Below are 11926 nucleotides of genomic sequence, written 5' to 3'. Positions count from 1 at the left end.
CAGCCCCCAAGAAGGAGAAGCCATGCCCACCAAGTCCGTCGTCGTCGGCTCCGCCGTCGGCCTTCACGCCCGACCCGCCGCGATCATCTCGGAGGCCGCCGGCGAGCTCGACTCGGAGGTGCTGATCGGCATCCCCGGTGACGAGGCCGTCGATGCCAGCTCCGCCCTGCTGATCATGACCCTGGGCGCCGGCAAGGGCGACACGGTCGAGGTCTCCGGCGACAGCGAGGCCGACGTGGACACCATCGCCGCCCTCGTCGAGAAGGACCTGGACGCTTAGCCGCGAGTCAGCAGAAGCAGCGGGCCGAGTCAGCACTACTGGTGCTGACTCGGCCCGCTGTTTCTGCTCACTCGGCGATCGGTGGGTCAGACGACGGTGACCGGGTGCCGGACGACCGCGTCGAAGAAGTACCCGTTGCTGTTGTACGGCGTCACGTCCGGCTGGGTGCGACCGCGCACGTCGGTGGCACGGGCGAGCAGGGTGTGCTCCCCGGCGGCCGGGTGCTTCCAGACGACCGACCATCGCGACCAGCCCGCACCTCGACGCCCACGGTCGGCCAGCTTGGCGGTCCGCCAGGTCGCACCGCCGTCGAGGCTGACCTCGACCCGCTTGATCGGCCCGGCCCCGCTCCACGACCGGCCGGTGAGCTCGATCCGGTGCCGGCGGGCCAGCTGCGCCCCGAGCGGCAGCTCCCACGCCGACCGGACCGGGTTGACGCTCAGCGGCGGCGCGTCCGCGGGGTACGAGCCACCGGTCAGCCGGTACCACTTGGTGTTCCACGGCGAGGTCAGCTCGGTGCTGGAGACCTCGAGCGAGCCCAGCCACTTGATGCTGGCGATCCCGACCCAGCCCGGCAGGACCAGCCGGAGCGGGTAGCCGTGGTCGGGCAGCAGCGGCTGGCCGTTCATGCCCCAGGCGAGCAGCGCGTCGTCGTACGCCTTCGTGATGGGGAACGGGCGCCGCACCGGTCCGTAGTCGACCCCGCCCGTGGCGTAGCTCGGGTCCAGTCCGGTCGCCTGGATCGACACCGCGTCGCGACTCACGCCGAGGGCGCGCAGGACGTCGGCGAGCCGCACGCCCTGCCAGGTCACCGTGCCGACCGCGCCCAGGGTCCAGGCGGTGCCGCTGACGCTCTCGCCCTGCTGGCTGGCGAAGAAGCTACGACCGTTGCCCGTGCACTCGTGCACCGTGGTGACCTCGGCGGGCCGGAAGCCGCGCAGGTCGCGCAGCGAGAGCGATCGCTCCCGCCTGACCGCGTCCCCGAAGACCCGCAACCGGTACGACGACGCGTCGATCGTCGGCGTCACCGTGTGGTTGCGGACGAACAGGTCCGGCTGCGGGGTGAGGTAGCGGCGCGGGTCGACCGAGGCCCAGCGCGTCTCCGCGTTGGTGCCGAAGTCGACGAACCGCTCGGGCGGCAGCGCCTTGAGGATGGCCGGCGCCCCGGCGACCGCGCGCCAGGTGGTGCCGGCGAGGAAGCCGGCAGTGGAGGCCGCTGTCGCACCGGCGGCAGCGGCGGCGAGGAGGGTGCGTCGGGTGATGCCGTTGCGGGACATGCCCGGATGTTAACACCAGTTAGTCAGTTGACTTAAGAGTTTGATGCTCGCAGCGCGAGGTAGACCGTGCGTACGCCGACGGCGCGCTCCAGCTCGATCAGCACGCTGCCGAAGAACTGCTCGCGGTAGGTCTCGTCGGTCACCGTCGAGACGGTGAGGTAGAGGCTGGAGAACGCCGCCAGGAACACCGACACCTTGACCAGCTCGAGCGAGAGGGTCGGGAAGCCCGGGAGGGTGTGCACGTCCTGCCCGAGCCCGGTCCAGCCGCCCACGATGCCGGGCTCCATCACGACGGCCCCGAAGAGCATGAAGAACAGGAAGACACCGACGGCGAGCAGCAGCACCTGGGTCGCCTGGATGACCACCAGGACGAGCACCAGGTTCCAGCGCTCGTACCCCGTCACCTCGGCGTACGACGTCGGATCGGCGTCCGGGTCGTCCACCAGCTCCCGCGCGATCGCGGCCAGCGGGGTGTCGGCCGTCGCCCTCAGCAGCATGCCCTCGTCGACGTGGTCGTCGGTGCGGTCCACCTCCTCGGGCAGCCGCACCAGCAGGAACGCCCCCGCCAGGGTGCCGAAGAGCAGCACGATCAGCCACAGGTCACCGGCGTCGAGACCGGAGGCGACCTCCCAGGCCTCGGCGTTGACGAACAGGAACGTCACGAAGAGCAGCAGCAGCGGCAGCGCCCGCGTCATCATCGGCAACAGGGTCCACAGGCTCCGGAAGGTACGGCGCAGCGCCCAGGTGACGATCGAGCGGGCCTCCAGCGCGGTGAGGGCGTACCAGGTCGCCGCCACCCCGAACACCGTCCAGAGCACCGAGGGCAGGAAGCCGACCTCGTCGGCGAGCTGCCACACCACGACACCGACGGCCGCGGCGCCGAGCCCGGTCCCGACCACCAGCGGCACGATCCGACGCGGTCGCAACGCCGCTCGTACGGCGGCCCGCTGCTCGGGCACGAAGTAGGCCAGCCCGTGCTGCAGGAACCACTGATCGGTGGCCGCGACGGTCCGGTCGACGTCGGCCGTCACGACGCGAGCAGCTCGCGCGCACGCTCGACGTCGCCGGCCATCTGCTCGACCAGCTCCTCGACGGACTCGAAGGCGACCATGCCGCGCAGCCGGTCGACGAAGGAGACCTCGACGTCGACGCCGTACAGCTCCAGGTCGGTGCGGTCGAGCACGTAGCTCTCGACGCGGCGCTCGCGGACGCCGTTGAAGGTCGGGTTGGTGCCGACGCTGATCGCCGCCGGGAAGATCTCGCCGGTGTCGAGCCGCTGCAGCCGGCCGGCGTACACCCCGTCGGCCGGCGCGGCGGTGAGTCCGTCGGTGGGGACGTTGGCGGTCGGGAAGCCGAGCTCGCGGCCCCGCTGGTCGCCGCGGACGACGGTGCCGCGCACGGCGTACGGGCGCCCCAGGGCCTCGGCGGCCCCGGCGACGTCGCCCGTCGCCAGGCAGGTGCGGACGTACGTCGAGGACCACACCATCGGGCCGCCGTCGAGCGGGATGCCCTCGGCGGTGAACCCGAGCCGCTCCCCCGCCGCGCGCAGCGACGCCACGTCGCCGGCGGCCTTGCGTCCGAACCGGAAGTTGGCGCCGACCACGACCGTGGCGGCGCGCAGCGCGTCGACCAGGACCCGCTGCACGAACTCGTCGGGCTCCCAGCCCGCGACGTCGAGGTCGAAGGGCACCGCGAGGACCGCATCGGCGCCCGCCCCGGCCAGCAGCTCGGCGCGCACCTCGATCGAGGTCAGCGTGCTCGGAGCGTGCTCGGGCCGGAGCACCGCCATCGGGTGCGGGTCGAAGGTCACCGCCACCAGGGTCAGGCCACTCGCGTCCGCCAGGTCGCGGGCCCGGGCCAGCACCTGTCGGTGACCGAGGTGGACCCCGTCGAAGTTGCCGACGACGACGGCCGTGGGGCCGAGGTCGGCCGGGACGTCGTGGAGGGAGCGCCAGATCTGCACGCCGAAACCCTACTCAGGCTCGCGCGCGGACCCCCAGCCGGTCTCAGACGAAGACGGCGACCGGGCGGGCACGGCCCTCGCGCGGCTCGTAGAGCGCGAGGAACTCACCGTCCGGGGCGAAGACCGCCACCAGCCCCTCGAGGGGTACGTCGAGGGGTCGTCCGACCCGGACGTCGCGCGCCTGCTCGTCGTCGATCTCGACGGCCGGGAACGCGGCGCGGGCGGCCTCGGCGACCGGCAGCAGGGCAAAGGACTCCCCGAGCTCGTCGAGGGTCCGCGCGACCCCCAGGTCGTAGGGGCCGACGGCGGTCCGCCGCAGTGCGGTCAGGTGCCCGCCGACCCCGAGGGCGGCACCGACGTCGCGGGCGATCGCCCGCACGTAGGTGCCGCTGGAGCAGCGCAGTGAGAGGTCCACGTCGAGGTGGTCGCCGGCCGAGCGGACCTCGTGGACGACCAGCTCGTGCACGGTCACCGGGCGCGCCTTCAGCTCGACCTGCTCACCGTCGCGGACCCGCTGGTAGGCGCGCTTGCCGTCGACCTTGATCGCCGAGACCGCGGTCGGCACCTGCTCGAGGTCGCCGACCTGCCCGGCGAAGGCCGCGCGCACGCCCGCCTCGTCGAGGTGGCCGGCGCTCGCGGTGGCCGTGACCTCACCCTCGGCGTCGTCGGTGGTCGTCGCGACGCCGAGGCGCACGGTGGCGTCGTACCCCTTCTCGGTCAGCATCAGGTGCCCGAGAAGCCGGGTGGCCCGGTTGACGCCCAGCACCAGCACGCCGGTCGCCATCGGGTCCAGCGTGCCGGCGTGCCCGACCTTGCGGGTGCCGGCGAGCCGGCGGACCTTCGCGACGACGTCGTGGGAGGTCATGCCCCCCGACTTGTCGACGACGACCAGGCCCGCCGCGGTGGCGGGGTCGCTCACTCGTCGTCGGCGAGACCGGCGGCGGGCTCGTCGGCGTCGTCCTCGTCGGCGGCGTCCGCCTCGCGCGGCTTCTTGTACGGGTCGGGCTCACCGGCGTACGCCGCACCCCGGCGCGCAGCGACCTCGTCGTCCAGCGCCTTCGCGCGGGCCAGCACCTCGTCGAGATGCCGGGCCGACTCGGGCAGGGCGTCCGCGACGAAGGTCAGCGTCGGGACGATCCGGGTGCCGAGCTGCTTGGCCACCTCGGAGCGGAGCAGGCCCTTGGCCGACTCCAGGGCGGCGGCCGTGGCCGCGAGTGCGGCCTCGTCGTCGCCGGTGGAGTCGAGGACGGTGTAGAAGATCGTGGCCTGCTGGGAGTCACCCGTGAGCCGGACGTCGGTGATGGTCACGAACCCGAGGCGCGGGTCCTTGATCCGGCGTTCCAGCATCTCGGCGACGACGACCTGGATGCGATCGGCGATCTTGCGGACACGGGGGTTGGCCATGCTGCTCACTCTCTCAGAGACTCAAATGACGCGAGTCGGCGCCAGCTTCCCGAACGGTGCGGAAACTGGCGCCGACTCGGCGGATGGATCAGTTGCGGGCGATCTCGCGCATCTCGAAGGACTCCACGATGTCGCCGATCTCGATGTTCTGGTAGTTCTTCAGGACCAGACCACACTCGAAGCCCTCGCGGACCTCGGAGGCGTCGTCCTTCTCCCGCTTGAGCGAGGCCAGGTCGAGGTTGTCCGCGACGATCTTGCCGTCGCGGAGCAGCCGCGCCTTCGCGTTGCGTCGCAGCAGGCCACTGGTGACCATGCAACCGGCGATGTTGCCGATCTTCGACGAACGGAAGATGTTGCGGATCTCGGCCTGTCCGAGCACCGACTCCTCGTAGATCGGCTTGAGCATCCCCTTGAGGGCCGCCTCGATCTCCTCGATGGCGTTGTAGATGACCGAGTAGTACCGGATCTCCACGCCTTCCTTCTCCGCCATCTCGGTCGCCTTGCCCTGGGGCCGGACGTTGAAGCCGATGATGATGGCGTCGGACGCGGCCGCGAGGTCGACGTTGGTCTCGGTGATCGCACCGACACCACGGTCGAGCACCCGCAGGCTGACCTCGTCGCCGACGTCGATCTGCGACAGGGCGTCCTCGAGGGCCTCGACCGAGCCGGACACGTCGCCCTTGAGGATGAGGTTGAGCTCCTGGCTCTCGCCCTTCTCCATGGAGGCCATGAAGTCCTCGAGGGTACGACGCACGCGGCGCTTGGCCTGCATGGCCGCCCGCTCGCGCGACTCGCGCTTCTCGGCGATCTGGCGGGCCATCCGGTCGTCCTCGACCACGATGAAGTTCTGGCCTGCGCCAGGCACCGCGGTCAGACCGAGCACCATCGCGGGACGCGACGGGTAGGCCTCGGTGATGTTCTCACCGTGCTCGTCGAGCATGGCGCGCACGCGGCCGTAGCCGGCGCCCGCCACGATCGAGTCGCCCACGCGCAGCGTGCCGCGCTGGACCAGCACCGTGGCGACCGGGCCGCGTCCGCGGTCCAGGTGCGCCTCGACGACCAGACCCTGGGCGTCCTGCGTCGGGTTGGCCCGCAGGTCGAGCGACGCGTCGGCGGTCAGGATGACCGCCTCGAGCAGCTTGTCCAGGTTGAGCTCGGACTTCGCGGAGACGTCGACGAACATCGCGTCGCCGCCGTACTCCTCGGGCACCAGGCCGTACTCGGTGAGCTGGCCGCGGACCTTGGTCGGGTCGGCGTCGGGCTTGTCGATCTTGTTGACCGCCACCACGATCGGCACCCCGGCGGCCTTGGCGTGGTTGAGCGCCTCGACCGTCTGCGGCATGACGCCGTCGTCCGCCGCCACCACGAGGATCGCGATGTCGGTGGCCTGGGCACCACGAGCACGCATGGCGGTGAACGCCTCATGACCCGGGGTGTCGATGAAGGTGATCCGACGCTCGTTGCCGTCGACGTCGACCGCGACCTGGTAGGCACCGATGTGCTGCGTGATGCCACCGGCCTCCTTGGCGCCGACGTTGGCGTTGCGCAGCGCGTCGAGGAGCCGGGTCTTGCCGTGGTCGACGTGACCCATGACCGTGACGACCGGCGGCCGGATGACCAGGTCGGACTCGTCGCCCTCGTCCTCGCCGAACTCCAGGTCGAAGGACTCGAGCAGCTCGCGGTCCTCGTCCTCCGGGGAGATGACGAGCACCGTGTAGTTGAGCTCCTCACCGAGCAGCTCGAACGTCTCGTCGTTGACCGACTCGGTCGCCGTCACCATCTCGCCGAGCGAGAACAGCATCTGCACCAGCGCCGAGACGTCGACGCCGATGCGCTCGGCGAAGTCGGTCAGCGAGGCGCCACGAGGCAGCTTGACGGTCTCGCCGTCGCCCTTGCGGACGCGCACGCCACCGATCGTCGGGGCCTGCATGGCCTCGAACTCCTGGCGACGGGCCCGCTTGGACTTGCGCCCACGACGCGAGGGACCGCCCGGGCGACCGAAGGCACCCTGGGTCGTTCCGCGCTGGCCGGGACGGTTGCCGCCGCCGGGGCGACCGCCGCCCGAGGGACCGAAGCCACCGGGACGGCCGGGTGCACCGGCACCGGCGCCCGGACGACCGGGAGCACCACCGGGGCCACCGCGACCGGGGGCACCACCGGGGCCACCGCGACCGGGAGCACCACCGGGTCGACCCGGACCACCGGGGCCACCGGGACCACGGCCTCCGGGGCCACCGCCGAAGGCGGCCGGGGACTTGGGCATCATCGCCGGGTTCGGACGCGGCATGCCGGGACGACCCGGAGCGCCACCGTCACGAGCGGCCGGCGGCCGCGGCGGACGCTGGTCGCCACCGGCAGCCGGGGCGGCACCCGGCGCACCAGCGGCCGGGGTCTCGCCGCTGCGCGGCGGGGTGGGCTTGCGGCCCATGCCCTGGCTCGGGGCGAACGGGTTGTTGCCCGGACGCGGAGCACCCGGGCGACCGACGGGCCGCGGGGCGGGCGTCGGCGCCTTGGGAGCAGCGGGGGCGGGAGCCGAGGCGGCCGGCGCCACGGGTGGCTCGGGGGCCTCCGGCGCGGCGGGCTTCTCGGCAGCCGGCTTCTCTGCAGGAGCCGCCGGTCCGGGCTTCGGGCCCGGGCGCGGAGCGGCCTTGGGTGCGGGAGCCTGCGGCGCGGCGGCGGCAGGTGCCTCCGGCGCGGCGGGAGCCTCGGCAGCGGGCACAGCCGGGGCGACAGGTGCCTCGACGGCCGGTTCGGCCTTCGCAGCCTCTTCGACGGGCTTGCGGGGGCCGGGCTTGTGGGCGGACGGCTTCGGGGCCGGCGCCGCGGGGGCCTCGGCCGGCGCAGCGGCGCCGCCGGAGGCCTTCAGGGAGTCGCCGACCTCCTTGCGGAAACGCATCTCCGCGGGCAGCTCGACGGTCGAGCTCGCCGACTTGACGAACTCACCCATCTCCTTGAACTTCTCGAGAACGAACTTGCTCTCGACTCCGAACTCTTTGGCGAGCTCGTGTACTCGGGTCTTGGCCACGCTTCTCCTTCTGGCCTCGAGACCCGCGAGCTCGGAAGTCCGGGGGTGTTGCTCGAGACCGTTAGTGGTTGTGCAAACTCATCGGGAAGTACTCATCGAGTGCTCATGAGCTGCTGCTCCAGTTTCTGTCGGTCGGTGGTGATGGTTCGTGGTGCGCTGCTGCCATCCTCTGCAGGAGCTCCCCCAACGGCTCGGTGGTGAGTCCCGCCCCGCCTGCGGTGAACCGCAGGGCACGAGCGAAGGCCTTCCTCCGCACCGCGAGGTCGTAACACTCGATCGTGGGGTGCACATGCGCCCCACGGCCGGGTGCGGTGCCGTGTGGATCGGGCGAGACGGCTGGTCGGCCATCCGCGTCCGAACCGACGGTCACCCGCAACAGCTCGCGCTTCGCGGCCCGCTTCCGGCATCCGACGCACGTCCGGACCGGTCCCTGCGGGATGTCGGTGTCCGGGCATGCCGAAGATGTCTGTTGGCGGGCCACTGCAAGGCAACCTTACCCGCAACCGGGGCCCGAACCCGAACCGGGCGCGGCGTCGGCCCGCGCCACTAGGCTCCGAGCATGGCCTTCTCGGACCGATTCCGCGGTCCCGGGCTCGACCGGGACACCTGGCTCCCCCACTACCTGCCGGCCTGGAGCTCCCGCTCGGCCTCGGCCGCCTCGTTCCACCTGGGCCCGGACGGGCTGGTCCTCGACGTCCCCGTCGAGCACCCCGTGTGGTGCCCCGACGACCACGAGCCCCCCCTGCGGGTCTCCGGCCTGCAGTCGGGCAGCTTCTCCGGACCGGTCGGCAGCACCCTCGGCCAGCAGCCGTTCCGCACCGGTCAGGTCGTGCTCGAGGAGCAGCCCCGGTTCGAGGGCAAGCTGCTGGCGGCTCCGGCCGCGGTCGAGATCCGGTGCCGGATGAGCCTCTCCCCCCGGTCGATGGCGTCGCTGTGGCTGGTCGGGTTCGAGGACCGGCCCGAGCGGTGCGGCGAGATCTGCGTGGTCGAGGTCTTCGGACGCTCCCTGCGCGACGGCCTCGACGGTCCCAGCGCCGAGGTCGGCCACGGGCTGCACGCCTTCCGCGACCCCGGGCTCACCGAGGACTTCGCAGCGCCTCGGCTGTCGCTCGACGTGTCCGAGTGGCACACCTTCGCCGCCGCGTGGGAGCACGACGAGGCCGTCTTCACGGTCGACGGCCGGGTCGTACGCCGCTGCCCGCGCCCGCCGGCGTACCCGCTGCAGCTGATGCTGGCGGTGTTCGACTTCCCGGGCTGGTCGGTCGGCGACGACGACCACCTGGTGCCGCGCCTGGAGGTCGCCGAGGTCTCCGGCCTCGGCGACTCCCCGACGGACCGGTCAGCCCGGCCGGTCACCTAGCGCGTTCGTGCCTCAGGCATCGCTGCTCGGCTCGTCGTCGGAACGGATGTCGATGCGCCAGCCGGTCATCCGCGCGGCGAGCCGGGCGTTCTGACCCTCCTTGCCGATGGCCAGCGACAGCTGGAAGTCGGGCACCACGACGCGAGCCGAGCGGGCGGCGAGGTCGATCACCTCGACCGAGGTGACCCGGGCCGGCGAGAGCGCGTGCGCGACCAGCTCGGCGGGGTCGTCGGACCAGTCGACGATGTCGATCTTCTCGCCGTGCAGCTCGGACATGACGTTGCGGACGCGCTGGCCCATCGGGCCGATGCAGGCACCCTTGGCGTTCACGCCGGAGGTGGTCGACTTCACCGCGATCTTGGTGCGGTGGCCGGCCTCGCGGGCGATCGCGGCGATCTCGACCGTGCCGTCGGCGATCTCGGGGACCTCCAGCGCGAAGAGCTTCTTCACCAGGCTCGGGTGCGAGCGGGAGAGGGTGATCTGCGGACCGCGCATCCCCTTGCGGACCGAGACGACGAGGCACTTGATCCGGGTGCCGTGGGAGTAGTTCTCGCCCGGCACCCGCTCGCTGACGGGCAACAGCGCCTCGAGCTTGCCGAGGTCGACCATCACGTCGTCGGGGTTGCGACCCTGCTGGATCACGCCCGAGATGATGTCGCCCTCCTTGCCGGCGAACTCACCGAACCGGATGTCGTCCTCGGCGTCGCGGAGGCGCTGCAGCATGATCTGCTTCGCCGTCGTCGCCGCGATCCGGCCGAAGCCCTGGGGCGTGTCGTCGTACTCCTCGCCCTCCGGGTTGCCGTCCGCGTCGGCGTCGCGGACCAGGACGTTCACGTGCCCGGTCTTGCGGTCGAGCAGGACACGCGCGGTCTCCTGCGCGCCCGGGGTCTTGTGGTAGGCCGTCAGCAGCGCCTGCTCGATGGCCTCGACGAGCACGTCGAAGGAGATCTCCTTCTCGCGCTCGAGCATGCGCAGGATGCTCAGGTCGATATCCATCTAGCTCTCCTCTGTGGGGCGGTTGAACTCAATCTGGACGAGCGCCTTGGCGATCCGGGAGTACGGCACCTCGCGGCGCTCGCCCTCCACCTCGAGGGTCACCGCGCCCGACGCGTCCTCGTCGAAGGACCGGACCCGGCCGACGACGACGGACTCGTCGGCGAGCACGACCCGCACCAGGCGGTCGACGTTGCGGCGCCAGTGGCGCGGGAGGGACAGCGGGCGGTCGACCCCGCGGGAGGTCACCTCGAGGGTGTACGGGTGCTCCCCCATGACGTCCGAGGCCTCGAGGACGCGGTCGACCTCGCGGGTCGCCTCGGCGACGTCGTCGAGTGTCACCCCGCCGTCCTTGTCGACGGCGACACGCAGCACCCGACGCTTGCCGGCGGGAGTGATCTCGACCGCCTCGACATCGAGCTCGAGAGCACGCAGGGGGTCGGCGAGCTCTGCCTCGATCCGGTCCCTGAGGGCATCCTGGCTGGCACTGCTCACGGGTGAGCGACCTCCCTTTTCTGTTGTCTGCTGCTCGTCTGTCTGTGCTCGTCCTTGTCGGCACACCTTAACCGCTGGGCGAGCAGGGTTCATCCTGCCCGATAGGGTCGCGCCGTGCTTCGCCGTCTGCCCCCCGTCACCCGTCGGACGACGGTCGGCGCCACCCTGCTCGGCCTGGCCGCCGTGGCCGGCTGCGACCTCGAGGACCTCGACCCGCGCTCGGATCCCACGAGCCCCGGCGACCCGGTCGCCTCGGCGCTTCCGGAGGACGCCGACACCACCCTGGTGAGCGGTGTCGTCGGCGACCTGACGGCGCTCCTGGCGAGCATCCGCGCGGTCCCGCGCGGCGAGCGCGCGTCGTTCCGGCCCCTGGCCCGGCTGCACCGGCAGCACCTCGCCGAGCTCGACGCACCCGAGGAGACGGCAGGCACCTCGACGCCCGCCCCGGCCCCCGTCGCGGCCGTCGAGCTGATCCGTGAGGAGGAGCGCCTGCAGGGTCGGCTGACGACGGCCGCGGTCGCGGCCCAGAGCGGCGAGCTGGCCCGGCTGCTGGGCTCGATGTCCGCGGCGGTCGCCCAGCAGCTCGCCGTGCTCCCCCGGGCGGTGGGATCGCGATGAGCGAGGTCGACGCCCTGCAGACCGTGCTCGCCGCCGAGCACGCGGCGGTCTACGTCCTCGGGGCGCTGGGCGGCCAGACGTCCGCCTCGGCGCAGCCGGCGCTCTTCGCGGCCCTGCAGGACGCCCACGCCGCGCACCGCGACCGCCGCGACCAGGTGGTCGCGCGCCTGCAGGGCCTGGGCGCGTCGCCGGTGCCGGCCGAGCCGGCCTACGAGCTGCCGCCGGACCTCGGCACGGTCGCGGCGGTCACGACCCGGGCGCGTGAGCTGGAGGCCGGGTGCGCGTCGACGTACGGCTTCCTGGTCGGCAGCACGACCGGCGCGCTGCGCCGGTGGGCCGTCGAGGCGCTGACCGACGCCGCCGTGCGGGGCCTGGGCTTCGGCGCCGCGCCGGAGATCCTTCCCGGCAGCTGAGGACCGGGTCGAGAGACGGCCCGGGAGACGGCAACGGCCCGGTGCTGGTCGGTTGCGGGGAACTCCCGAGATGTTCCCCGGAACCGACAAGCACACGG

General features: G+C 72.3%; 13 protein-coding genes. 4 read left to right on the top strand and 9 right to left on the bottom strand.

Going from position 1 to position 11926, the window contains the following annotated elements; all coding sequences use genetic code 11:
- Positions 1-22: 22 nt before the first annotated feature.
- Positions 23-280 (top strand): HPr family phosphocarrier protein, encoded by a 258-nt coding sequence (locus MUB56_RS13130; RefSeq protein ID WP_244927470.1) that lies wholly within the window; start codon positions 23-25, stop codon positions 278-280.
- A gap of 86 nt (positions 281-366) precedes the next feature.
- Here the strand turns inward: MUB56_RS13130 and MUB56_RS13125 are convergent, their stop codons facing one another.
- The 7 genes from MUB56_RS13125 to MUB56_RS13095 form a co-directional block, all read right to left on the bottom strand.
- A complete protein-coding gene (locus tag MUB56_RS13125) occupies positions 367-1557 on the bottom strand; it encodes a sulfite oxidase (RefSeq protein ID WP_244927469.1) in 1191 nt (396 codons plus the stop codon).
- A 32-nt stretch (positions 1558-1589) separates the two neighbouring features.
- Positions 1590-2588, bottom strand: coding sequence for a hypothetical protein (locus tag MUB56_RS13120; RefSeq protein WP_244927468.1), 999 nt, complete (start codon positions 2586-2588; stop codon positions 1590-1592).
- Positions 2585-3520, bottom strand: a complete 936-nt coding sequence (locus MUB56_RS13115; protein ID WP_244927467.1) for a bifunctional riboflavin kinase/FAD synthetase — start codon at positions 3518-3520, stop codon at positions 2585-2587. The genes MUB56_RS13120 and MUB56_RS13115 overlap by 4 nt, the downstream gene beginning before the upstream one ends.
- 43 nt (positions 3521-3563) lie before the next feature.
- A complete protein-coding gene (gene truB / locus MUB56_RS13110; protein WP_280637407.1) occupies positions 3564-4439 on the bottom strand; it encodes a tRNA pseudouridine(55) synthase TruB in 876 nt (291 codons plus the stop codon).
- Positions 4436-4924: a 30S ribosome-binding factor RbfA gene (gene rbfA, locus MUB56_RS13105; RefSeq protein WP_244932328.1), complete on the bottom strand. Its 489-nt coding sequence runs from the start codon at positions 4922-4924 to the stop codon at positions 4436-4438. The genes truB and rbfA overlap by 4 nt, the downstream gene beginning before the upstream one ends.
- An 88-nt stretch (positions 4925-5012) precedes the next feature.
- Positions 5013-7949 carry a translation initiation factor IF-2 gene (infB, locus tag MUB56_RS13100; protein WP_244932327.1) on the bottom strand — a complete coding sequence of 979 codons (2937 nt, stop codon included), beginning with the start codon at positions 7947-7949 and terminating at the stop codon, positions 5013-5015.
- Between the two features lie 103 nt (positions 7950-8052).
- A complete protein-coding gene (locus MUB56_RS13095) occupies positions 8053-8430 on the bottom strand; it encodes a YlxR family protein (RefSeq protein WP_280637406.1) in 378 nt (125 codons plus the stop codon).
- Between the two features lie 78 nt (positions 8431-8508).
- On the opposite strand from MUB56_RS13095, the gene MUB56_RS13090 reads away from it, so the two are divergent.
- A complete protein-coding gene (locus tag MUB56_RS13090) occupies positions 8509-9309 on the top strand; it encodes a glycoside hydrolase family 16 protein (RefSeq protein WP_244932325.1) in 801 nt (266 codons plus the stop codon).
- 12 nt (positions 9310-9321) lie between these two features.
- On the opposite strand, the gene nusA is transcribed toward MUB56_RS13090, so the two are convergent.
- Together nusA and rimP are read right to left on the bottom strand one after the other, a co-directional pair.
- Entirely contained in the window at positions 9322-10305 is a 984-nt protein-coding gene (gene nusA, locus MUB56_RS13085) for a transcription termination factor NusA (protein ID WP_244932324.1), read from the bottom strand.
- Positions 10306-10797 carry a ribosome maturation factor RimP gene (gene rimP, locus MUB56_RS13080; protein ID WP_244932323.1) on the bottom strand — a complete coding sequence of 164 codons (492 nt, stop codon included), beginning with the start codon at positions 10795-10797 and terminating at the stop codon, positions 10306-10308.
- Positions 10798-10911: 114 nt separating this feature from the next.
- Between rimP and MUB56_RS13075 the strand changes: the two genes are divergently transcribed.
- Both MUB56_RS13075 and MUB56_RS13070 read left to right on the top strand, forming a co-directional pair.
- Complete coding sequence (locus MUB56_RS13075; RefSeq protein ID WP_244932322.1) at positions 10912-11415, top strand: hypothetical protein; 504 nt, start codon at positions 10912-10914, stop codon at positions 11413-11415.
- Positions 11412-11828, top strand: coding sequence for a ferritin-like domain-containing protein (locus tag MUB56_RS13070; protein WP_244932321.1), 417 nt, complete (start codon positions 11412-11414; stop codon positions 11826-11828). Before MUB56_RS13075 ends, MUB56_RS13070 begins: the two co-directional genes overlap by 4 nt.
- The last annotated feature ends 98 nt before the right edge of the window (positions 11829-11926 follow it).

This window comes from Nocardioides sp. W7, assembly GCF_022919075.1.
Classification (GTDB): Bacteria; Actinomycetota; Actinomycetes; order Propionibacteriales; family Nocardioidaceae; genus Nocardioides.
Note: the sequence above shows the minus strand (reverse complement) of the source record. Positions and strands in the feature narration are given on the sequence as shown.